The sequence below is a fragment of the Streptomyces sp. NPDC003393 genome (assembly GCF_053589015.1).
In genome coordinates this window covers 77,561-99,839 of record NZ_JBSFRB010000002.1, presented here as the reverse complement: position 1 = coordinate 99,839, position 22,279 = coordinate 77,561, and the positions used below count along the sequence as shown (strand labels likewise).

Here is a 22,279-nt window from a genome sequence, read left to right as displayed (position 1 = left end):
CGACGTCTAACGTCGCCTGCGTGGTCAAGCTCTCCGTCATCGTGCCGTTCTACAACGTGCAGAAATACGCACCCGACACTTTGCGAAGTCTGCGTGCGAACGCGCGTGACGACTTCGAATTCGTGCTGGTCGACGACTGCTCGAACGACGGCACCCCGGACATTCTCGCGCGCGCCGAGCGCGACCTTCCGGGCGCGGTGTGCGTCCGGCACGAGCGGAACGAAGGACTGGCGACCGCGCGCAACACCGGGATCGACCGGGCGCGCGGTGAGTATCTGACGTTCCTGGACGGCGACGACTGGCTGGTCCCCGGCTACTACCAGCGGCTCCTGGCCACGATCGAGGGGCTGGGCTGCGACTTCGTGCGCACCGACCATGTGCAGTGCACCGGCCGGACGCGCACGATCCGCCGGGTCCCGCACGGCCGGCGCGGGGTGGTGCTGGACCCGCGCTCGGCGATCCTGCCTGCCGGCCGTTCCACCTCGGTCGACTATCCCTACGCCTGGGCGGGCGTCTACCACCGGCGGCTGGTGGAGAAGGGTCTGCTGCACTTCACCGACGGGCTGCGCACGGCCGAGGACCGGCCGTGGATATGGCGGCTGCACCGGGAGGCGGAGTCCTTCGCCGTGGTGGGTCTGCTCGGGGTGCGCTACCGGCGCGGGGTGGCCTCGTCCCTCACCCAGATCGGCGACGTGCGCCGGCTGGACTTCATCCGCGCCTTCGACCAGATCGTCCGGGAAACGGCGCAGGACCGGGACGCGGACCGGCTGCTGCCCAAGGCGGTGCGCACGTACTGCGCGATCATCTCCCATCATCTGGGGTCCCTCGACAGGTTCGAACCGGCGGTGGCACGGAAGCTGAAGTCGCTCGGCGCGGGGGCCCTGCGGCGCATGCCGCAAGATGTCCTCGACCAGACGCTGGACTCCATGGACGTCCAGCGGGCGTCCCGGCTGCGCCGCCTCCGGCGCCGCCCGGTCCCGGTTTCCGCTTCTGCCGCGACGGGAGCCTCGGCATGACCACGCAGATCTTCCTGGCCTCCACGCTGTACGGCACGGCCACGCTCGCCGCCGCCCTGGATTCCGGCCGGTTCGGCCCGGCCGACCGCCGCATGCTGCTGGTGTGCAACAACGCCGCCACGCCCGAGACCACCCCGGCGCTGGACGAGCTGCCCGGCTTCGAGCGGCTGCGGGCACGGTTCGACGACGTGGTGTCGTGGAACGAGACCATCGCGCCGTTCCACCCGGGCGCCTGGAGCCCCCGCCCGGACGACGTCCCGCTGTGGGAGCGGCACCTGCGGCTGCTGTGGGACCTGGGTGACGACGACGTCGCACTGGTCGTCGAGTCCATCCAGGTCGGTCCGGCCCTCGGGGTCTGCCGGATCTTCACCGGCGCGCCCGTCACCGTCTACGCCGACGGACTGATGAGTTACGGCCCCACCCGCAACAAGATCGACCCGCTGGTCGGCACCCGCGTCGACCGCGTGCTGCACCTGGATCTGGTGCCGGGCCTGAAGCCGGTGCTGCTCACCGAGTTCGGCGTCGGCTCGGAGATCGTGCCGACGGACGCCTTCGTCAAGGTGCTGGCAGAACTGTCGGACGCCGGCGAGGAGTTGCCGGAGGCGGGGACCGAACCCGCGCTGCTGCTCGGTCAGTACCTGTCCGCGCTGGGCATCCTCACCGCCGACGAGGAGGAGGCGCTGCATGTGCGGATGCTGCGGGGCGCGGTCGCGCTGGGCCACACGCGCGCCGTCTTCAAGCCGCACCCATCGGCGCCGGTCCGCTGGTCGCGGGCGCTGGAGCGGGAGGCGGAGAAGCTGGGCGCCGAGCTGACCGTCCTCACCACGCCCGTGCTCGCCGAGGTGCTGTACCAGCGGACGCGTCCGGCGCTGGTCGTCGGCTGCTTCTCCACCGCACTGCTCACCGCCTCCGCGCTGTACGGCCTGCCGGTCGCCCGGACCGGCACCGGCACGCTTCTGGAGCGCCTGACGCCGTACGAGAACAGCAACCGGATCCCGGTGACGATCGTCGACGCGCTCCTGCCCGACCTGGACGACCGTGCGGCGGTCACCGCGCAGCGGCCGGGCATGGCCGTCGACGCGCTGACCGAGCTGGTCCGGGCGGTCGCCTTCGCGATGCAGCCGAGGATGCACCCGGGTCTGCGCCCGGCCGCCGAGCGGTATCTCGCCGCACATCCGGGCCCGCGCACCCGGCGCTACTTCAAGCGCCGCCGTCTCACCTCCCTGGCCCTGCCCGGCGGTGTTCCGATGCGGCCGGCCTTCCTCCGGCGCAACGCGACGGTACGGCGCCTGGCCCGCCGGGCACGCGCGCTGAGGGACGGGACGGGACGCTGACGATCGACGATCTTCACGGCGGCGGCTCAGCCGATCCCGTAGCGGGCTCCGATGCCGGCGATGACCAGCGCCAGTCCCTCTTCGAACTGGCGGTCGTAGTCGTCGAAGAGCAGCTCGCCGGCCGCGGCCGCCAGCGGGTGGTCGGCCATCCGCCGGGCACGTTCCCCGACGTCGTAACCCTCCCGGCGCTCGCCCGGGAGGGGCCGGACGCCCTGTTCCTCGGTGACGAAGCCGAGGGTGTACACGCTCGCCGTCCGGCCCGCCTGGACGGCCTGGGCGAGGGTGAGTCCGGCGTCCGTGAGGAGCCGCAGGTTCGCCTCCAGTTCGCGGGCGTGGTCCGTGCCCGTGAAGCGTGAGCCGCTGAAGACCTTGGCTCCGTCCCGGTAGCCGAGCAGCGCGGCACGCAGCCCCCGGTGCACCTTGAGCAGCCGCTCCTGCCAGGTGTCGGCGGGATCGAGCGCCGTGCCCGCGACCATCCGGCGGTACATCTCCGTCGCCATCTCGTCGAGCAGCGCCTGCTTGTCCTTGAAGTGCCAGTACAGCGCGGGGGCCTTGACGTCCAGCTCCCTGGCGATGGCGCGCAGGGTCAGCCCGTCCAGGCCGACCTCGTTCAGCAGCCGCAGTGCCGTGTCCGTGACCCGTCGGCGGTCCAGGGGGGCGCGTCGTTCCGTACTCACGCTTGACAGCTTAACAGCGTTAAGGGCACGCTTGCCGAGACCGCACCTTAACGATGTTAAGGAGAGATGTGATGGATGCGTGGAATGACGCCCGGAGCGACGACGTCCCGAGCGATGTCCCGGTCGAGGTGCTGATCGTGGGAGCGGGGCCCACCGGGCTCGCCCTCGGGATCGACCTCGCCCGGCGCGGAGTCGGCGCGCTGGTGGTCGAGCGGGCGGACGGCCTGTTCCCGGGATCGCGCGGGAAGGGGATCCAGCCGCGCACCCAGGAGGTCTTCCACGACCTCGGCGTCCTCGACGCGATCCGCGCGGCCGGCGGCCGCTACCCGCCCCGGGTGCTCTGGAAGGACGGCCGGCGGATCGACGCGAAGCCGATGTTCGAGCCGGTGGAGGCGGACGAGGGCGCGCCGTACACCGACCCGCTGATGGTTCCGCAGTGGCGGACGCAGGAGATCCTGCACGCACGGCTGGTGGAGCTCGGCGTGCGGGTGGCCTTCGGTCGCGAGGTGACCGGCCTGGAGCAGGACGCGCAGGGCGTGACCGCGCGCTTCGCCGGCGGCCGGACCGTCCGCGCCCGGTACGCGGTCGCGGCCGACGGCGGCCGTTCCGCGGTACGGCGGGCGCTGGGCGTCGGCATGGCCGGCGAGACGGTCGACCCGGCCCCGTACCTGGTGGCGGACGTGCGGGTGAGGGGCCTCGACCGGGAGTTCTGGCACACCTTCCCCGCGGGCGACGGCGGCATCGCGCTGTGCCCGCTGGCCGGCACGGACGACTTCCAGCTGGCGGGCCGCCTCCCCGAGGGAACGACGCCCGACCCGTCCCTGGACGGCATCCGCGAACTGGTCGCCGCGTACACGCACCTCGACCCCGAGGACGTGACTCAGGTGCGCTGGGCCTCGGACTACCGGCCGCGGGCAGCGCTGGCCGACCGATTCCGGGTGGGCCGCATCTTCCTCGCGGGCGACGCCGCGCACATCCATTCACCGGCCGGCGGACAGGGCCTGAACACCAGCGTCCAGGACGCGTACAACCTGGGCTGGAAGCTGGGTGCGGTGCTGCGGGGCGGGGCGGGGGACTCTCTTCTCGACAGCTACGAGGAGGAGCGGCGCCCGATCGCGGCCGGGGTGCTGGGCCTGTCGACGGGGGTGCACCGCGGTGAGGTGCGGCGGGGCAGGGCGACCGTGCAACTCGGTCTGGGCTACCCCAAGTCGTCGTTGAGCGTCGACGTCCGTACGGACCCGGCCGGGATACGGGCGGGCGACCGGGCGCCGGACGGCACGGTGGACGGCGTACGCCTCTTCGACACCTTCCGCGGACCGCACTGGACGCTGCTCGGCGCGACCACATCCGTGGCCGGTGTACGAGCGCTCCCGGCGGCGCCGAAGTCGTACGGCCCCGGTGTGTTCCTCGTCCGCCCGGACGGATACGTGGGCTGGGCGGGCGACTCGCCGGCCGGACTCGACGCGTATCTGGGCGTGGTCGGTCTCTGACGGCGCCCCTTCGCCGGCCTGCCGGTGCCCTACGCGCTCGCCAGCGAGAGCTTCACCGCGAAACCCAGGAACAGCGCGCCCGCCGCCGAAGTCGCCCACGCGGACAGGCGCTTGCGGCGGCGGAAGGCGGCGGCCAGCCTGGTGCCGCTGAAGATCAGGGCGCTGAGGTAGAGGAAGCTCGCCAGCTGGGCGAAGGCGCCGAGGACCACGAAGGACAGGGCCGGGTAGGCGTAGCCCGGGTCCACGAACTGCACGAAGAAGGCGATGAAGAACAGGATCGCCTTCGGGTTGAACAGGCTGACGACCAGGGCCCGACGGTAGGGCCGCTCGTGGGCGGGACCGGCCTCGGCGGGCGCGTCCCCGGCGGCGGTGCGCTCGCGCCGGGCGCGCCACATCCCCCACGCGGCCCGCAGCATCCCGATCGCGAGCCACGTCAGGTACCCGGCACCGGCGTACTTCACGATCCCGAACAGCACGGCGTTCGCCTGGAGCAGCGAGGCGACCCCGGCGGCCGACAGCGTCATCAGCACGGTGTCCCCGCACCACACGCCCGCCGCGGCCGTGTAGCCGGCGCGGATGCCGCGCCGCGCGGCCACGGACAGCACGTAGAGCGAGTTGGGCCCTGGCAGCAGCACGATCAGGACGAGTCCTGCCAGGTAGGTGGGGAGATCGATGACGCCGAACATGGAAAGGAGTGTCGCACGGGGGTACGACACTCCGAATCCGGTTTTCGAAGGGAGACGATCAGCCGTCGAGAAGGGTGTCCACGGCGAGTTCGACACGGATGCCGACGGGCTCCGGCACGGGCAGGCGCACTCTCCACGACAGCGACCGGGGACGTGCCAGGTCCGCCCTGCCTCCGTCATCCGGAGGAATCTCCCGGATCAGAAAGCATCCGACGGCACGTAGTTCCCCCAGACCTCCCGCAGCGCGTTGCACACCTCGCCCACCGTGGCCCGCGCGCGCAGGGCGTCCTTCATCGGGTACAGGACGTTGTCCTCGCCCTCCGCGGCCTTCTTCAGGGCGGACAGGGCCGTGTCGACCGCCGCCTGGTCGCGCTCGGCGCGCAGCTTGGCGAGGCGCTCGGCCTGCTGGGCCTCGATGGCGGGGTCCACGCGCAGGGGCTCGTAGGGCTCCTCCTCGTCGAGCTGGAAGCGGTTGACGCCCACCACGACCCGCTCGCCGCTGTCCGTCTCCTGGGCGATGCGGTAGGCGTTGCGCTCGATCTCGTTCTTCTGGAAGCCGTGCTCGATCGCGTTGACCGCGCCGCCCAGGTCCTCCACCTTCTGCATCAGGTCCAGGGCCGCGGACTCGACGTCGTCGGTCATCTTCTCGATGACGTACGACCCGGCGAAGGGGTCCACCGTCGCGGTCACGTCCGTCTCGTAGGCGAGGACCTGCTGGGTGCGCAGGGCCAGGCGGGCGGACTTGTCCGTCGGCAGTGCGATCGCCTCGTCGAAGGAGTTGGTGTGCAGCGACTGGGTGCCGCCGAGCACGGCCGCCAGGCCCTGGACGGCGACCCGGACCAGGTTGACCTCCGGCTGCTGGGCCGTCAGCTGCACCCCGGCGGTCTGCGTGTGGAAGCGCAGCATCAGCGACTTGGGGTTCTTCGCGCCGAACTCCTCCTTCATCACCCGCGCCCAGATCCGGCGGGCCGCGCGGAACTTGGCGACCTCCTCCAGGATCGTCGTACGGGCCACGAAGAAGAAGGAGAGACGGGGCGCGAAGTCGTCCACGTCCATGCCGGCCGCGACGGCCGTGCGCACGTACTCGATGCCGTCGGCCAGCGTGAAGGCGATCTCCTGCGCGGGCGAGGCGCCCGCCTCGGCCATGTGGTAGCCGGAGATCGAGATGGTGTTCCACTTCGGGATCTCGGCCTTGCAGTACTTGAAGATGTCCGCGATCAGCCGCAGCGACGGCTTGGGCGGGAAGATGTACGTCCCGCGCGCGATGTACTCCTTGAGCACGTCGTTCTGGATCGTGCCGGTCAGCCTGTCGGCCGGCACGCCCTGCTCCTCGGCGACCAGCTGGTAGAGCAGGAGCAGCAGCGCGGCGGGGGCGTTGATCGTCATCGACGTGGAGACCTTGTCCAGGGGGATCCCGCCGAACAGCACCCGCATGTCGTCCACCGAGTCGATGGCGACACCGACCTTGCCGACCTCGCCGTGCGCGATCGGCGCGTCGGAGTCGTGGCCCATCTGGGTGGGCAGGTCGAAGGCGACCGACAGACCCATCGTGCCGTGCGCGATGAGCTCCTTGTACCGGGCGTTGGACTCCGCCGCCGTGCCGAAGCCCGCGTACTGGCGCATGGTCCAGGGCCGGCCGGTGTACATCGTCGGGTACACGCCACGCGTGAACGGGTACGACCCCGGCTCGCCCAGCTTCGCCGCCGGGTCCCAGCCCTCCAGGGCGTCCGGCCCGTAGACCGGCTCGATGGGCAGCCCGGACTCCGACTCGCGCGCCATGGTGTGTGCCTCCGCGTTCTTGTTACTCGCCAGTTACTCGCCGGTATCCCGATCCTCGCCACGGACTGTAGCTGCGGCCGTGCGCCGGGTGGAGTGCCCCACGCTGGGACCTTGCTCACAGACCTGTTCGGCCCGCTGTCCGGCCCCGTCCGGCCCGCTGTCCGCCACGCCTCCCGCACGCTTTCGCGGACGGGCTCCGCCCTTCCAGCGTGCCTCCTGGTTCACGGCCGGTCACCCGTGGGGAGACATCCGGTGTACTTCCGGACCACGGCGACTCGACAGCCACGACGGGGGGCGGTATGCGCATCGGGGACATCAGGAGATCGGGCGTCGCCGTGGTGGCGGCGATGGCGCTGGCCACGGTGGGCGCCTGCACGGTGCGGACCCCCGGCGCGGGCTCCGGATCGGGAGCCGGGCCGTACGGCGGCGGTGGCGGGCACCGCGGACCGGTGCACATCGAGATCCCGGCCACCGGATCGCCCGGCGACCGCGCCTTGAGCGACGACAGACCGGGCGGCGCGGCCCCGGGTACGGCCCACGGGGCCGGAACCGCACCGGGCACGACCCCAGGTGCCACTCCCAGCCGGGCGCCGAGCACGCCCGCGTCCGTCCTGTGGGCCCGTGGTGACAGCGGCAGCGGCGTCCGCGAGCTCCAGGCCCGGCTGCGTCAGATCGCCTGGCTGTTCGACGGCCCGACGGGGACGTACGACGATCTGACGGAGCGGGCGGTCAAGGGCTTCCAGGGCAAGCGCGGCCTGCCGGCGACGGGACGGACCGACACCGTCACCTGGCAGCGGCTGCTCTCCATGACGCACGAGCCGGGCAAGTGGGAGCTGTACCTGATGGGCGGTCAGCCGGCCGGCGCACCGGATCCGCGCTGTCTGACCGGCCGGGTGCTGTGCATCGACAAGACCAGCCGAACCCTGCGCTGGATGGTCGGCGGGCGGACGCTCGCGACGATGTCCGTGCGGTTCGGCACGCAGTACACACCCACGCGAGAAGGTGTCTTCACGCTCTACTGGAAGTCACGCCACCATGTGTCGACGCTCTACAACTCCCCCATGCCGTACGCGATGTTCTTCAGCGGCGGCCAAGCCGTGCACTACTCCTACGACTTCGCGGCCCGGGGGTACGCGGGCGGCTCGCACGGCTGCGTCAACGTACGGGACGAGACGGCGATCGCGCGGCTGTTCGCACAGGTGAGGGTGGGGGACAAGGTCGTCGTTTACTGGTGAGGCCGCAGGGGCGAGGAATGAGGCGGGGCGCGGGCGGGACCGGGGGAACGTGTCCCGCCCGCGCCACATGCACGAGCCGTAGGTACGGGGGGAACCCCGGCTGCGTGCGACGGCCGATGACCAGTCGGCTCACTAGGTACTGCGCCGCGACCGCCGAAAACGTCACACCGCGCGGAGAAAGATTGCCGCCGGGCTGCGAAAGACCAGGTCATCGGCGTGCGGCAGGCGCCGCCGGGGAGGCGGGTGCGGCAGAGGACGCGGGCTGGTCGAAGGCCGCCCTGCCCGCCGGGGTCGCCTTCGGGGCCTTCCCCGCCGGGTGCGGCGGACGCGGGGGCGCGAAGCCGGCGGTGTCGGTGTCGGTACCGGGCCGGCCGCCGCCTATGTGACCGCCGTCCTCGTCACCGCCCTTGCCGCCCCGGCCGTCCTTGCCGCCGCCGCTGTCCGTGCCGCCCTTTCCGTCCTTGCCACCCTTGCCGTCTTTGCCCTCTTTGCCGCCCTTGCTGTCCTTGCCGTCCTTGCTGTCCTTGCCACTCTTGCTGTCCTTGCCACTCTTGCTGTCCTTGCCGCCGTTCCTGTCGCCGTCGCCGTCGTCCCGGCCGCCGCCCTGGGCCGAGCCGCGGCCTTCGGCGGTCTTGAGGACGCCCTTGCAGTACGTCCACACACGCGAGGAGCCGCCGGCCGCCCCCTCCAGGGCGTGCCTGCGGTCGGCGTCCAGGCCCTTGCCGTCCCGCAGGTCGCGGCAGTCGGCGGCCAGACGGCCCCAGCGACCGTCCGAACCGGCGCGGTCGTCGTTGCCGCCGTCCGCACCGGACGGGCGCGACGGGACGCCCCCGGGCGTCGACGCACCCGGCCCCCCGCCGCGCGCGTCACCCGAACGGCCGCCGGGAGAACCGTTCGGCGAGGACGAGGCGGACGGGCCGCCAGGCGTCGCCCGGCCCGAGACGGACGCGGCGGGAGCGGGCTCGCCGCCGAACGGGGTCGGGAACACACCGGTCGTGGCCACCGCCACCCCGCCGACCGCTCCCGCGGCCAGCGCGGCGGACACGGCGAGGCGCAGGGGGCGGCCCCAACTCCGGCCGTACGTCCGCGCGATACGTCCATGAGGCCCGACCCGCCGGCGGAAACGACCGGCGTCCGCCGAAGGGTGCGCGTGCGCATCGACACGGACGACTTCGGCGTCGGCCCGTTCGGCGCGCGCCTTGCGGAAGGCGGCGAGCGCGGCGGCCTCGCCGGGAAGTTCGGCGTCGTCCGCCGACGGCGGCTCGGCCTGCGGTTCGGCGGCCAGTGCGTACAGTGCTGCGGCGAGGCGTTCGGCCTGGTCGCGGACGGTTTCGTCGACGGTGTCCAGTGGCTCCCCACGCAGCAGACGCTCCGCTGTGTCGGGGTCCAGCCAGTGGTACTGCTCGTCGGCCATCACATGTCCTTCTGCGTCCGGGCGCGCATCCGCGTCACACCGGCGGACGTCACCGCGGGGCCGCGCGGTTCTCTCGGGGGTGGCAGCGCGTCGAGCGCGCCGACGGATTCCGGATCGTCGCCGAGCAGTTCGGCGAGGCGCTTCAGGCCGCGGTGCGCGGCGGTGCGGACGGCGCCCGGGCGCTTGCCGAGCGTCTCGGCGGCGGTCTTCGCGTCCAGGCCCACGACCACGCGCAACACGACGGCCTCGGCCTGGTCCTGGGGCAGTCGGGCGATGAGCGAGAGAGTGCGGCCGGTGGCGAGGGACTCCATGGCCTCCCCCGCGGTGTCCGACTCGGCGGCCTTGCCCGCCAGTTCCGTTTCGTCACCCCCTATCACCGGGCGGCGGCCGCGCATGCGTATGTGGTCCAGAGCGCGGTTGCGGGCGACCCGGGCCGCCCAGCCGCGGAAGCGGTCCGCGTCCCCACTGAAGCGCTCCAGGTCCCGGGCGATCTGCAACCACGCCTCGGACGCCACGTCCTCGGCGTCGGGGTCGCCGACCAGTGTGCGTACGTATCCGAGCAGCCGTGGGTGCACGGCACGGTACACAGTCCGGAAAGCGGCCTCGTCTCCGTCCTGTGCCGCAAGCACCGCGGCGGTCAGCTCCGCGTCGTCCCCCAGCACCCCGTGGTTCCTCAGTAGATCGAGCAGGATCGTTGCGGCATCACGGCCGACGTCGTGTGCGGTGATCATGCACCTTCCGGGCCCGGCACGAAAGGCACGTTACGGCCTCAAACCGCCTCTCGTCCATGACAGTACAACGCGCAACTAACAGATCGGGTGTGCGGTGTGACAGAAAACGCACTCACGGCGCTGTAGGGAGTACGGGCCGCCGCGCGGCCCGTGCCGCGTGACGGCCGGGGCCTCTCCTGTGGGGGGTGGCGGCCCCGGCCGTCGCCTCGGCGGAGCGGCGCACGGAAGCAACACACGGTCAGCCGGGTCCGCGACCTCGCCGTTCATTCCGGCTCTCCCGGTGCCGGGGATCGCCTCGGGCCGGTACACCTCGCGAAGGCGCTCTCGTCGCCGTTCCGGGCGCGCGCCACGGCCGTGCCCGGCTCCCCGTCGTGCGCCCTCGCGCCGCGGGTCGTGCGCCTTCGGTACGGACCGGCTGCGACGGCCACGGCCGTGCGCACGGCCGGTCCTGTGGTGCGGCACGGGTCCGGCGGAGCGAAAGCGGGACGGTGATGTCCGGACGGGGCCCGCGTCACGCGAGGCCCCGGCCCGGTGCGTCAGTCGCGCGGGCCGCCGTGCCCCGCCATGGCGTCCAGGCAGAGCAGCCGCAGGGACCCGTGGCCCGCGAAGCAGCGGCGGGACTCGTCGATCGGGTCCCACAGGCGGCCGTCGACGGTACGGATCCAGTGCTCGCCGCCGGAGGCCCACCACTCGGCCCCGGCCTCGCGGACGATCACCTCACCGGCGTACGCCCCGAAACCGCGCAGCACGCTCTCCACGGCCGGGTACGGCGTGCCCTCGCGGCGGAGCTCCTCGATCACCCGGTCGACCCGCCACAGGCTCCGCCGCGAGTAGTCCAGGCGCAGCCGGGCACCCTCGCGCATCGCCGCCACGGTGTCCGCCGCCCACCGCACCGGCCTGCCGGCGGCGTGCGGCCTGGTCTGCTGTCGAGTCGTCACATGCTGCGCTGTCACATAGGGAAGAGCGGGGACGGCACGGTTTCCGTCACCCGGATCCGCCCGTTTCCCGCAACCGGCGCACGACCCCCGCAGAGCCCCCGCACCACACCCGCACGACGCTCACAGAACGGCGGCTCCGCACGTCGCGAGCCGCCGGGACCGGTCAGGGGTTCACACCCGGCCGCGGGCACGGCGGGAGACCACCGCCCGCAGGACACGGCGGCCTTCGGTGGAGACCTCCAGGGCGTGGCGCAGCCCCGCGGAGCCGTGCCCGGCGAGGAGTTCGAGAACGCTGATCTGGCGCCGGAGTTCGGCGGCGACCAGCGGGGACATGCCGTCCGTGCGTCCCTCGCGGCGGGAGTCGACGGACTCGGGATCCTCGGCCGGGTCCAGAAGCCGGTGGATCTGGAGGGAGGCGACCGAGCAGGCGTCGGCCCACTGCCGTACCTCCACGGGGGTCCGGCCGGCCGGCGCGGCGGCGAGCATGCGCCGGGCCAGCAGCGCGGCCTCGTCCTCGTCCGGTTCCTCGGAGCCGGCCCCGCCGAGCTCGCCGCGCGCCTGTTCCAGCCGGTCGGCCCAGTCTCCGTCGCGGCCCTCCACGAGGGTGCCCCACAGGGGCCGCAGCACCTCGTCGTCCCCGCCGAGCAGCGGTACGCACCGGTCCAGACAAGCCAGCCCGCTGGCGGCCAGCCCGCGCTCGTCGGCCTGCGCGATCAGTTCCACCAGGCTCATCCACACCCCTCCCTCGCCAGAGCGTCGTCCCAGGCCCTTTTCTGGCCACGGAACCCGCCCTTCCCCTTACCGTCTGCGACCGCCCGGTAGTGTCACACGGGCATCACGCTCAGTCGAGGGAGCTGCGGAAGAAAAGATTTCGGCCAGTGGCGCCGACAGGCGCCGGGGTCAGCCGAGCCGGCCCGCCAGCGCCTTGAAGTCCGCCCAGGACAGCTCCGGCTTCCGCGAGTCCCACAGCTTCTGCGCGGTCGCCCGCAGCGGCATCCGGATGCCGGCCGCCACCTGGTCCTGGGTCTGGGCGTTCGGGCGGTCGCCCCAGACGGCGAAGGTGCCGCCGAGGATCTGGGCGTCGTAGCGGGCGGGGACCGCCTCGGTGCCGCGCAGCACGCGCGGGGTCCACTGCTCGTAGATCCGCTGCCCGGTGGGGTAGACGAAGGTCTGCGGCTGGCCGAGGACGTAGTAGAGGAACTCGTCGTTGTAGTTGATCACCTTGCGGCCGGCGGCGAGGTACTCGGCGGGCGGCCGGGCGCCGATCTCCTTGCCGGTCCAGTAGGCGACCTCGATGTCCTTGGCGGGCTGCACCGAGGTGTGCCGGAAGAAACCGTCGTTCCAGGCGCGCGGGGCGCGGTCGTGGTTGCGGACCGTGGCGGCGCGGTCGTTCAGCCAGCCGGTGGCCAGGTCCGCGACGGTGCCGCCGGGGCCGTAGGCCTTGCGCGCGGCGGCGGCCAGCTGCGGATAGGAGGCGGCGGGGTCCCGCACGGTCAGCGCCTGGTACTCGTCGCCGCCCAGGTGCCAGTAGCCGCCGGGGAAGACGCCCGCGAACTCGTTCAGAAGGTCGTCGACGATCTGCGCGGACTCGTCCTTGGAGATGTCGATCGCGCCGCGGGTCGGCACGCCGCTCGCGTTGCGCAGCTGGAGGTCGGGGTGGGCGGAGATGACCGCGCCCAGGTGACCGGGCGAGTCGATCTCCGGCACCACGGTGATGTGCCGGCTCGTGGCCAGGTCGACGATCTGTTTGACCTGCGCCTTCGTGAGGTGGTCAGCCGAGACGATCTCCGGGTGGGTGTCGGACTGGATCCGGAAGCCCTGGTCGTCGGAGAAGTGCAGGCCCAGCTCGTTGTACTTCAGGTCGCCCAGCTCGCGTACACGGTCCTCGATCCAGCCGACCGTGTACGGCTTGCGCGCGATGTCCAGCATGAAGCCGCGACGCGGCTCGGCCGGCTCGTCGTTCACGACGCCCTCCGGTGCCGTGCCGCCGCCGTGCACCTCCTGCTTCAGGGTGCGGGTGCCGTAGAAGACGCCCGCGTCGGCCGGAGCGCTGATGGTGACCCGGCCACCGCGCACGGTCATGGTGTACGACTCCGGATCACCGCCCTCACCGCCGCTGAGCGCGAGGCGTACGTCCCCGGCCCGCACGTCGTTCTTCTCACCGGCGTACGACAGGCCCAGCTCGCTCGCGATCAGCTTCCCCTCGTCGGCGAGGGACGCGTCGCTCACCACGACCCGCTCTCCGTGGACAGGGCGCCAGCCGGGGCCGCGCGCCGCGGTGTGGGACCGCACGGCGGGGATGGTGCGGGGCGCCTGGGACAGCGGGTAGCTGCGGCTGGGACTGGGGCTGGTGCCGCCGGCGTCCGGGACGGACGGCTCCCCGGACGCGGTGCCCGCCGAACCCGTCGGGGTCTCGTCACCGCCGGAGGCCCACAGACCGAGCCCGACACCGAGCCCGACCGTCACGGCGAACACCCCCGCGGCCAGGGCGTACCTGCGCTGCGGCTTTCGCGCCGGCGCCCGGCGATGCCTGTGCTGACTCACAGAGCCAACCTACGGCCCCCGCGCGCGACGTCCGTCCACGAAGCGTTCTCAAACTCTGCCGTCCGAGTGAAATCCGGGCCTCGACCGGACACATCATGAGCACGCCCGATAACGTAACGGCACATCTCACACAAGATCCCCTGCCGACACACACGGCCCGCCCACGGGCGCCGCCGCATCCCACGCCGAGGACCCACGCTGCCCGCGCAGAACCTGGAGCACTTCAACACCGCCCCGCCCGAGGAGGCCCGCCACACCCTCCTGGCCTGCCTGCCCAGCCCGCGCTGGGCCCACCGCGTCACCGCCCACCGCCCCTACCCCGACCTCGCGGCCCTGCTGGCCGCGGCGGACGAGGCGGTCTACGACCTGGACCCGCGGGACCTGGCGGAGGCCCTGGCGGCGGAGCCGCTGCCCGCACTGCCGGCGGCCACGTACGCGGCCGCTTCCACGGCCCTGAGCGCGGCGTACGCGGCCTACGAGGCCAAATTCGGACACACGTTCGTCATCTGCCTGGACGACGTACCCGCCGGCGAGACGCTCGACCGGGTACTGGCGGCGATCCGATCACGATTGGCGAACGATCCGGAGGAGGAACGGATCACCGCGGCGGAGGAACTCCGCCGCGTCGCCAGGGGACGGCTGGCGCGAGCGGCGCAGGGGCGCGGCGCGGCGGCGGTCAGCGGCTCCGCCGCGGGGCGCGACCAGCCGCCGCGCCCACGCACCCGGCAGCCCCCCGACCACACCCGCCCGGTGGCCACCCCTCACTAACCCGTCCGTGCACCTTTGAGTGCCAGTTTGATCACACGAGGCAGGCCCCCCGCGAAGCTCACCGCGGCGCATCGCTACCATGCTGGGGGCCGGTGGACCGTACCCGGCCGGGCCCGACCGACACAGAAGCCGGCGCGGCCCTAGTCCCCGCTCCCGGAGGGTTCTTCCGTGCCGGCTGGAACGCTGTACCGCGGCCGGGAAGGAATGTGGTCCTGGGTGGCTCACCGAGTCACCGGCGTCCTCATTTTCTTCTTCCTGTTCGTTCACGTGCTGGACACCGCGCTCGTCCGCGTGTCTCCCGAGACATACGACAAGGTCGTGGCCACCTACAAGACGCCGGTCGTCGCCGTGCTGGAGTACGGCCTCGTCGCCGCCGTCCTCTTCCACGCGCTCAATGGCCTTCGAGTCATCGCCGTCGACTTCTGGGCCAAAGGCGCCCGCTACCAGAAGCAGATGCTCTGGAGCGTCGTCGGCCTCTGGGTCCTGCTGATGATCGGGGCGATCTACCCCGTTCTCGGCCACGCCGCTCGAGTCGTCTTCGGGAGCTGAGGCGCACGCATGTCGAACAACGCAGTCACCACTGAAACCACCGCTTCCGGCATCGGCCCGGTCGAGGGCGCCGCCGACTACAGCGTCGACAACCCCGCACCGGTCATCGAGGCCCCGCGCAAGCGCACCAAGAAGACCCCGAAGTCGACCCGGGGCAACTTCGAGATGTACGGCTGGCTGTTCATGCGGCTGTCCGGCGTCGTCCTGGTCGTGCTGGTCATCGGCCACCTGCTGATCCAACTCGTCCTGGACGGCGGCGTCTCCAAGGTCGGCTTCGCCTTCGTCGCCGGCCGCTGGGCCTCCCCGTGGTGGCAGGTCTGGGACCTGCTGATGCTGTGGCTCGCGATGCTGCACGGCTGCAACGGCCTGCGCACGGTCATCAACGACTACGCGGAGCGCGCCAACACTCGGCTGTGGCTGAAGGCGCTGCTCTACACCGCCACGGTGTGGACCATCCTGCTGGGCACGCTGGTGATCTTCACCTTCGACCCGAACATCCGCTAGGCCCCGGGACCGAGGTAAATCCTGATGAAGATCCACAAGTACGACACCGTCATCGTCGGCGCCGGTGGCGCCGGTATGCGTGCCGCCATCGAGGCGACCAAGCGCAGCCGCACCGCGGTCCTGACCAAGCTCTACCCCACCCGCTCCCACACGGGCGCCGCGCAGGGCGGCATGGCCGCCGCGCTGGCCAACGTGGAGGAGGACAACTGGGAGTGGCACACCTTCGACACGGTCAAGGGCGGTGACTACCTGGTCGACCAGGACGCCGCCGAGATCCTGGCGAAGGAGGCCATCGACTCCGTCCTCGACCTGGAGAAGATGGGCCTGCCGTTCAACCGCACCCCGAACGGCACCATCGACCAGCGCCGCTTCGGCGGTCACTCCCGCAACCACGGCGAGGCCCCGGTCCGCCGCTCCTGCTACGCGGCCGACCGCACCGGTCACATGATCCTCCAGACGCTGTACCAGAACTGCGTCAAGGAGGGCGTGGAGTTCTTCAACGAGTTCTACGTCCTGGACCAGCTGATCACCGAGGTCGACGGCGTCAAGCGGTCCGCCGGTGTCGTCGCCTACGAGCTGGCGACCGGCGAGATCCACATCTTCCAGGCGAAGGCCGTCATCTACGCCTCCGGTGGCTGCGGCAAGTTCTTCAAGGTCACGTCGAACGCGCACACCCTGACCGGTGACGGCCAGGCCGCCGTGTACCGCAGGGGTCTGCCGCTGGAGGACATGGAGTTCTTCCAGTTCCACCCGACCGGCATCTGGCGCATGGGCATCCTGCTCACCGAGGGCGCCCGCGGTGAGGGCGGCATCCTGCGCAACAAGGACGGCGAGCGCTTCATGGAGAAGTACGCGCCCGTCATGAAGGACCTGGCGTCCCGCGACGTCGTGTCCCGTTCGATCTACACGGAGATCCGCGAGGGCCGCGGCTGCGGTCCCGAGGGCGACCACGTGTACCTCGACCTGACCCACCTGCCGCCGGAGCAGCTGGACGCCAAGCTGCCCGACATCACCGAGTTCGCGCGGACGTACCTCGGCATCGAGCCCTACACGGACCCGATCCCGATCCAGCCGACCGCGCACTACGCGATGGGCGGCATCCCGACCAACGTCGAGGGTGAGGTCCTGGCGGACAACACCACCGTCGTCCCCGGCCTGTACGCGGCCGGCGAGGTCGCCTGCGTGTCCGTGCACGGCGCCAACCGCCTGGGCACCAACTCGCTGCTGGACATCAACGTCTTCGGCCGCCGGGCCGGCATCGCCGCCGCCGAGTACGCGAGCACCGCGGACTACGTGGAGCTGCCGGAGAACCCGGAGTCCCTCGTCGTCGAGCAGATCGAGCGGCTGCGCACCTCCACGGGCACCGAGCGGGTGGCGAACATCCGCCGCGAGCTCCAGGAGACCATGGACGCCAACGTCATGGTGTTCCGCACCGAGCAGACGATCAAGACGGCCGTCGAGAAGATCGCCGAGCTGCGCGACCGCTACAAGAACGTGGCGATCCAGGACAAGGGCAAGCGGTTCAACACCGACCTCCTGGAGGCCATCGAGCTGGGCAACCTGCTGGACCTGGCCGAGGTCATGGCCGTCTCCGCCCTGGCCCGCAAGGAGTCCCGCGGCGGTCACTACCGCGAGGACTACCCCAACCGCGACGACGTCAACTTCATGCGCCACACCATGGCGTACCGCGAGGTCGGCGCCGACGGGACCGAATCCATCCGTCTCGACTACAAGCCGGTCGTCCAGACCCGCTACCAGCCGATGGAGCGTAAGTACTGATGGCTACACCTGTTCTGGACAAGGAAGAAGCGGCCGGCAAGCCCGAGCCCGGATTCGCCGACTCCCCCTACATCACCGTCACCTTCCGGGTCCGCCGGTTCAACCCGGAGGTCTCGGCGGAGGCGACCTGGGAGGATTTCCAGCTGGAGATCGACCCCAAGGAGCGCGTCCTCGACGGTCTGCACAAGATCAAGTGGGATCTGGACGGCACGCTGACGTTCCGCCGCTCCTGTGCCCACGGCATCTGCGGCTCGGACGCCATGCGGATCAACGGCAAGAACCGTCTGGCCTGCAAGACGCTGATCAAGGACATCAACCCCGAGAAGCCGATCACGATCGAGCCCATCAAGGGCCTGGCGGTCCTGAAGGACCTGGTCGTGGACATGGAGCCGTTCTTCCAGGCCTACCGGGACGTGATGCCCTTCCTGATCACGAAGGAGACCAACGAGCCGACGCGTGAGCGTCTTCAGTCGGCCGAGGACCGGGCGCGCTTCGACGACACCACGAAGTGCATCCTGTGCGCGGCCTGCACCTCCTCCTGCCCGGTGTTCTGGAACGACGGCCAGTACTTCGGCCCGGCGGCCATCGTCAACGCCCACCGCTTCATCTTCGACAGCCGTGACGAGGCGGGCGAGCAGCGGCTGGAGATCCTGAACGACAAGGACGGCGTCTGGCGCTGCCGCACCACCTTCAACTGCACCGACGCGTGCCCCCGTGGCATCGAGGTGACGAAGGCGATCGCAGAGGTCAAGCGGGCGCTGATCACGCGTCGTTTCTGAGCCTGAGGTCGCTTCCGGTACCTGCCTGTGGGCCCCGTTCCTTGCGGAGCGGGGCCCTCGGCGTTCCTCGGCCGGGCGGGTGACCTCTCGGTCGGTCGGCCGGGTGTGAGAGGGAGGGCGTGGCGGGTCCGAACCTAATCTGACCACATGTCAGATGACGAGTCGTACGAGCTGCTCGGGTTCGACAACGTGCTGCTGGCCGTGGGCGATCTCGGCGAGGCCGTGGAGTTCTACGGGCGGGCCGGGTTCGCGGTGGCGTTGCGGCTGGACGAGGCGGGGATCGCGCTGCTGAAGGTGGGCGGTGAGACGCCGGGGATCCTGTTGCGCCAGGAGGAGGCGCTGGGGCGCCGCACACCGCCGTGGGCGTCGCCGCGGGTGTGGCTGGAGGTCCCGGACGCCCGGGTCGCGGCCAGGGAGCTGACGGCGGCCGGGATCGCGCTGCTCGACGAGCCGTCCGCCGTGGCGACCGGCTGGACGGTCGAGATCGCCGACCCCTGGGGCAACGTCCTCGGCTTCACGGACTACACCAAGCGCCGGGAACTGGGCCGCCGCCCCTGAGACACCGTCGGTGGGGCGCGCGGGGCAGCCCTTAGGCTCTCCTCGTGCCCGAGAAGACCATCAGCAAGTCCGAGCAGACCCGTGCGCTCATCCTGGAGACGGCCATGCGGCTGTTCCAGGAGCGCGGCTACGACAAGACCACCATGCGGGCCATCGCCCAGGAGGCCGGGGTCTCCGTCGGCAACGCCTACTACTACTTCGAGGGCAAGGAACACCTGATCCAGGGCTTCTACGACCGGATCGCCGCCGAGCACCAGGAGGCGGTCCGGGAGGTCCTGGCACGGGAGACGGCCCTGGAGGCCCGGCTCGCCGGCGTGCTGAAGGCGTGGCTGGACATCGCCACGCCCTACCACGAGTTCGCGGTGCAGTTCTTCAAGAACGCCGCCGACCCCGACAGCCCGCTCAGCCCCTTCTCCCCCGAGTCCGAGCACGCGCGGACGGAGGCCATCAGCGTCCACAAGGAGGTGCTGCGCGGGGCGCGGACCAAGGTGCCGGCGGAACTGCGCGAGGTGCTCCCCGAGCTGATGTGGCTCGCCCAGATGGGGCTCGTCCTGTACTGGGTGTTCGACCGCACGGAGGGACGCGAGCGCAGCTACCGGCTGGCCGAGCGCGGCGCCCGCCTCACCGCGCGGGGCGTGGCGCTGGCCCGCTTCCGGGTGCTGCGTCCGCTCGTGCTGGAGGTGCACGAGCTGTTCACGGACTTCCTGCCGGGGATGACGAAGATGCTGCCGGACCCGGGAGTCAGGGGCCGGAAGGAGGCGTGATCACTTTCGGGTGATCGGGTCGCGACGGGACACGTGGAGTGCCGGCTGCCTACGATGATGCTCTCGACATTTCAGCCACGGGAGGCACCTCATGTCCGCTGCAGCAGTCGAGCGGCCCCACGGCGAGCGTCCGCTGATCGCGGAAGCCAACCGGCTCATGGAGCGCAACCCGGGGAATCGCGTCGAGATCATCGGAGGCCAGATCCTCGTGTCCCCGCCGCCCAACGCCCCTCACGCCCGTGCCCTGTCCAGGCTGAGGCGCCCCTTTACGGCCGCGGGTCTCGATGGTGGGGAAACCGAAGTTCTCGAAGGCGTGGGACTGTGGCTCCCTACCGGAGTCGAGGACTATGCGATTCCCGACCTCGCGATCGTGGACGGCGATATCGACGACCACCTGGTCGAGAACAACTGCTACGACCCCCTGTGCTTCCGACTGGTCCTGGAGGTCACCTCCAGCAACTGGAAGACCGACCTGCGGGACAAGGTGAAGGCTTACGCCGGCGCAAAGATCCCGGTCTACGTCATCGTCGACCGCAAGCACCAGCGCCTCCACGTCCTCACCGACCCCGCCGGCGACGGGTACGAGAATCACCGTCCGTACTCTCCCGGCGAGCTCGTCACGCTCCCCGAGTCCATCGGCGCCCAGGTCACCCTCGACGTGAACGAGATCCTCAAGGCCGGTCAGCCGAAGACCGGCTGACCGGCCCCCGCCTCAGAGCCGTCCCAGCTTCCACAGCCGGAACACGCCCGTGCCGTCCGAGAGGTACTGGCCGCCGCCGACGTCGTCGGTGGTGACGACGTACTCCTTCTGCTGCCACAGCGGGATCAGCGGCACGTCCCGCGCCACTTCCGCCTGGAGGTTGCGGAAGTCCGTGGCGACCCGGCCTCGGTCGGCGTACTTCTGGCTGTCCGTGATGAGGTGGTCCACGGTCTTGCTGCTGTAGCCGGTGTTCATGGTGGAGCCGGTGCCGACGAGCGGGCCCCCGAAGGTGTCCGGGTCGGGGTAGTCGGCGACCCAGCCGACCGCGTACGCGTCGAGCTTGCCGCCCGCCCAGCGCTTCTGGAAGTCGGTCCACTCGTAGCCCTTGACGTCGACCTTGAACAGGCCGCTCGCCTCCAGCTGCCGCTTGATCTCCTTGGCCTCCTCGGCGCCCGCGCCGCGCCCCTCGCCGTAGCCGTAGGTGAAGCGCACCGGGATCGACACGCCGGCCTCTTCGAGCAGCTCCCGCGCCTTCTTGGCGTCCTGGGCCGGATAGGAGTCGAAGAACGACGTGGTGTGCCCGGTGATGCCCGCCGGAATGAGGGAGTACAGCGCGTCCACGGTCCCGTCGTACACGCTGCCGGCCAGCTGCTCGCGGTTGATCAGCCAGGCGATGGCGCGGCGGACGTGGACGTCGTGCAGGGGCGAGGAGGACCGCGTGTTGAGGTACAGGTTGCGGGTCTCGGAGCTGTCGGACTCCGACACGCGCTGGTCGGGGTCGCTCGGGTTGAGCCCGGCGAGCACCTTCGGGGACAGGGTGCGGGTGGCGACCTCGATCTGCTGGTCCTGCCAGGCCCTGTCCAGGGCGCTGGCCTGCGGGTAGTAGCGCAGGTCGATGGGGTGCCCGGTGTGGCCGACGGCGCCCTTGTAGGAGCCGTTCGGCTTCAGCTCGGCGCTCTTGTCCTTGGTGTAGGCCGTCAGACGGTACGGTCCGGTGCCGTCGACCTGGCCGCCGGAGCGCAGCGCGTCCTTCGGGTAGCGGGTGTGGTCGACGATGGAGCCGGCCCCGGTGGCGACCTTGAACGGGAACGTGGCGTCCGGCGTGGACAGGTGGAAGGTGACGACCATGCCGTCGGCGTCCACCGAGCCGAGCGTGGAGAACAGCGGCGACGGACCCACGTCGGACTTGATCTTCTTGACCCGCTCGAAGGAGTACTTCACGTCCTCGGCGGTCATCGACCGGCCGCTCGGGAACTTCAGGCCCGGGCGCAGCTCGCAGCGGTAGGTGCGCAGTCCGCCGCCCTGGAAGGCGCAGCTCTTGGCGGCGTCCGGGACGGGGGTGGCGCCGTCCGGATCGAAGGTCATCAGGGACTGGAACACGTTGCTGTACAGGGCCCAGGAGCCGGCGTCGTAGGCGCCGGCCGGGTCGAGCGAGGTGACGGCGTCCGTCGTCCCGACGATGATCGTTCTGTCCTTGTCCCCCTGCGACGGAAGCAGTTGCCAGCCGCCCACGCCCACCATGGCCAGGACCAGCAGCGCCAACAGAATCCGCATGCGAACCGATCGCATCGGTGATGCCCTCCCCAGGCCCTCCACGGGCCGCTGTGCATATGCCACACCCCTGAGTGGCGCGGACACCTAATCACAGGTCTTTCACCCCGGGGAAGAGGGTTCTGGAGAGGATGAAAAGACGTTATGAAGAAGTGTTTTCAGTTCGTTTCACAGGAACTTCTCAGCCGGGCCCACGAGTTGCGGGGAATGCGCCTCTTCATCCGTTTTTCCGGCCGTCGTTGTCACGCCTGCCGGGACGCCGGCTGGACGACGGTGATGTCGGACGGGGCGCCCGCGGGTGTGGGCGGTCCCCACGCGGCGGCCCCCCGGCTGACGTACAACTGGGTGTCGTCGTACCGCTCCACGCCCGCGACGGTCGGGCCGGCGGTGGCCGCGCGCCGTGCCCGGCCCGGGCCGGCGGTGGTGTCGCGGAACGGACGGTGCCGCACATACCGGTTGGCCGCCACGACGGCCGTCAGGGCG

The 22,279-nt window shown here is 71.2% G+C and carries 21 protein-coding genes and 1 pseudogene; 12 read left to right on the top strand and 10 right to left on the bottom strand.

Annotation, left to right across the window (positions count from 1 at the left end):
* Positions 1–20 precede the first annotated feature (20 nt).
* Both ACWDUZ_RS02460 and ACWDUZ_RS02455 read left to right on the top strand, forming a co-directional pair.
* The gene (locus tag ACWDUZ_RS02460; RefSeq protein ID WP_451629896.1) at positions 21–1,016 is read left to right on the top strand and encodes a glycosyltransferase family 2 protein; all 996 of its coding nucleotides are present in this window, start codon (positions 21–23) and stop codon (positions 1,014–1,016) included.
* Positions 1,013–2,350 carry a polysialyltransferase family glycosyltransferase gene (locus tag ACWDUZ_RS02455; RefSeq protein WP_451629895.1) on the top strand — a complete coding sequence of 446 codons (1,338 nt, stop codon included), beginning with the start codon at positions 1,013–1,015 and terminating at the stop codon, positions 2,348–2,350. Before ACWDUZ_RS02460 ends, ACWDUZ_RS02455 begins: the two co-directional genes overlap by 4 nt.
* Positions 2,351–2,376: 26 nt before the next feature.
* Here the strand turns inward: ACWDUZ_RS02455 and ACWDUZ_RS02450 are convergent, their stop codons facing one another.
* Positions 2,377–3,027: a TetR/AcrR family transcriptional regulator C-terminal domain-containing protein gene (locus tag ACWDUZ_RS02450; protein ID WP_451629894.1), complete on the bottom strand. Its 651-nt coding sequence runs from the start codon at positions 3,025–3,027 to the stop codon at positions 2,377–2,379.
* Positions 3,028–3,098: 71 nt separating this feature from the next.
* On the opposite strand from ACWDUZ_RS02450, the gene ACWDUZ_RS02445 reads away from it, so the two are divergent.
* A complete protein-coding gene (locus tag ACWDUZ_RS02445; RefSeq protein ID WP_451629893.1) occupies positions 3,099–4,517 on the top strand; it encodes an FAD-dependent monooxygenase in 1,419 nt (472 codons plus the stop codon).
* A 29-nt stretch (positions 4,518–4,546) separates the two neighbouring features.
* Here the strand turns inward: ACWDUZ_RS02445 and leuE are convergent, their stop codons facing one another.
* A complete protein-coding gene (gene leuE, locus ACWDUZ_RS02440; protein WP_451629892.1) occupies positions 4,547–5,203 on the bottom strand; it encodes a leucine efflux protein LeuE in 657 nt (218 codons plus the stop codon).
* A 198-nt stretch (positions 5,204–5,401) separates the two neighbouring features.
* Positions 5,402–6,982: an acyl-CoA mutase large subunit family protein gene (locus ACWDUZ_RS02435; protein ID WP_451629891.1), complete on the bottom strand. Its 1,581-nt coding sequence runs from the start codon at positions 6,980–6,982 to the stop codon at positions 5,402–5,404.
* 299 nt (positions 6,983–7,281) lie between these two features.
* On the opposite strand from ACWDUZ_RS02435, the gene ACWDUZ_RS02430 reads away from it, so the two are divergent.
* Positions 7,282–8,217, top strand: a complete 936-nt coding sequence (locus ACWDUZ_RS02430; protein WP_451629890.1) for a L,D-transpeptidase family protein — start codon at positions 7,282–7,284, stop codon at positions 8,215–8,217.
* Between the two features lie 208 nt (positions 8,218–8,425).
* Here ACWDUZ_RS02430 and ACWDUZ_RS02425 read toward each other — a convergent pair whose 3' ends face one another.
* The 5 genes from ACWDUZ_RS02425 to ACWDUZ_RS02405 all read right to left on the bottom strand — a co-directional run bounded on the left by ACWDUZ_RS02425 (position 8,426) and on the right by ACWDUZ_RS02405 (position 13,844).
* Complete coding sequence (locus tag ACWDUZ_RS02425) at positions 8,426–9,631, bottom strand: extensin (protein WP_451629889.1); 1,206 nt, start codon at positions 9,629–9,631, stop codon at positions 8,426–8,428.
* A complete protein-coding gene (locus ACWDUZ_RS02420; RefSeq protein WP_451630170.1) occupies positions 9,631–10,293 on the bottom strand; it encodes an RNA polymerase sigma factor in 663 nt (220 codons plus the stop codon). Before ACWDUZ_RS02420 ends, ACWDUZ_RS02425 begins: the two co-directional genes overlap by 1 nt.
* Before the next feature lie 605 nt (positions 10,294–10,898).
* On the bottom strand, positions 10,899–11,300 hold the full coding sequence (locus ACWDUZ_RS02415) for a hypothetical protein (protein ID WP_451629888.1): 402 nt from the start codon (positions 11,298–11,300) through the stop codon (positions 10,899–10,901).
* A gap of 171 nt (positions 11,301–11,471) precedes the next feature.
* The gene (locus tag ACWDUZ_RS02410; protein WP_451629887.1) at positions 11,472–12,032 is read right to left on the bottom strand and encodes a hypothetical protein; all 561 of its coding nucleotides are present in this window, start codon (positions 12,030–12,032) and stop codon (positions 11,472–11,474) included.
* 168 nt (positions 12,033–12,200) lie between these two features.
* Positions 12,201–13,844, bottom strand: coding sequence for a beta-N-acetylhexosaminidase (locus ACWDUZ_RS02405; RefSeq protein ID WP_451629886.1), 1,644 nt, complete (start codon positions 13,842–13,844; stop codon positions 12,201–12,203).
* Between the two features lie 177 nt (positions 13,845–14,021).
* On the opposite strand from ACWDUZ_RS02405, the gene ACWDUZ_RS02400 reads away from it, so the two are divergent.
* The 8 genes from ACWDUZ_RS02400 (at position 14,022) to ACWDUZ_RS02365 (ending at position 20,245) form a co-directional block, all read left to right on the top strand.
* The gene (locus ACWDUZ_RS02400) at positions 14,022–14,612 is read left to right on the top strand and encodes a 2-oxo-4-hydroxy-4-carboxy-5-ureidoimidazoline decarboxylase (protein ID WP_451630169.1); all 591 of its coding nucleotides are present in this window, start codon (positions 14,022–14,024) and stop codon (positions 14,610–14,612) included.
* A 168-nt stretch (positions 14,613–14,780) separates the two neighbouring features.
* Positions 14,781–15,161: a succinate dehydrogenase, cytochrome b556 subunit gene (gene sdhC / locus ACWDUZ_RS02395; RefSeq protein WP_451629885.1), complete on the top strand. Its 381-nt coding sequence runs from the start codon at positions 14,781–14,783 to the stop codon at positions 15,159–15,161.
* Between the two features lie 9 nt (positions 15,162–15,170).
* On the top strand, positions 15,171–15,665 hold the full coding sequence (locus ACWDUZ_RS02390) for a succinate dehydrogenase hydrophobic membrane anchor subunit (RefSeq protein WP_451629884.1): 495 nt from the start codon (positions 15,171–15,173) through the stop codon (positions 15,663–15,665).
* A 24-nt stretch (positions 15,666–15,689) separates the two neighbouring features.
* Positions 15,690–17,444, top strand: a complete 1,755-nt coding sequence (gene sdhA / locus ACWDUZ_RS02385) for a succinate dehydrogenase flavoprotein subunit (RefSeq protein WP_451629883.1) — start codon at positions 15,690–15,692, stop codon at positions 17,442–17,444.
* Positions 17,444–18,223 carry a succinate dehydrogenase iron-sulfur subunit gene (locus ACWDUZ_RS02380; protein ID WP_451629882.1) on the top strand — a complete coding sequence of 260 codons (780 nt, stop codon included), beginning with the start codon at positions 17,444–17,446 and terminating at the stop codon, positions 18,221–18,223. Before sdhA ends, ACWDUZ_RS02380 begins: the two co-directional genes overlap by 1 nt.
* 147 nt (positions 18,224–18,370) lie before the next feature.
* A complete protein-coding gene (locus tag ACWDUZ_RS02375; protein WP_451629881.1) occupies positions 18,371–18,781 on the top strand; it encodes a VOC family protein in 411 nt (136 codons plus the stop codon).
* Between the two features lie 44 nt (positions 18,782–18,825).
* Complete coding sequence (locus ACWDUZ_RS02370) at positions 18,826–19,545, top strand: TetR/AcrR family transcriptional regulator (RefSeq protein WP_389833223.1); 720 nt, start codon at positions 18,826–18,828, stop codon at positions 19,543–19,545.
* Between the two features lie 91 nt (positions 19,546–19,636).
* Positions 19,637–20,245, top strand: coding sequence for a Uma2 family endonuclease (locus ACWDUZ_RS02365; protein WP_451629880.1), 609 nt, complete (start codon positions 19,637–19,639; stop codon positions 20,243–20,245).
* A 12-nt stretch (positions 20,246–20,257) separates the two neighbouring features.
* Here ACWDUZ_RS02365 and ACWDUZ_RS02360 read toward each other — a convergent pair whose 3' ends face one another.
* Entirely contained in the window at positions 20,258–21,799 is a 1,542-nt protein-coding gene (locus ACWDUZ_RS02360; RefSeq protein WP_451629879.1) for an ABC transporter substrate-binding protein, read from the bottom strand.
* Between the two features lie 239 nt (positions 21,800–22,038).
* Positions 22,039–22,191: pseudogene (locus ACWDUZ_RS02355) on the bottom strand (metallophosphoesterase); the annotation flags it as partial.
* Between the last annotated feature and the right edge of the window lie 88 nt (positions 22,192–22,279).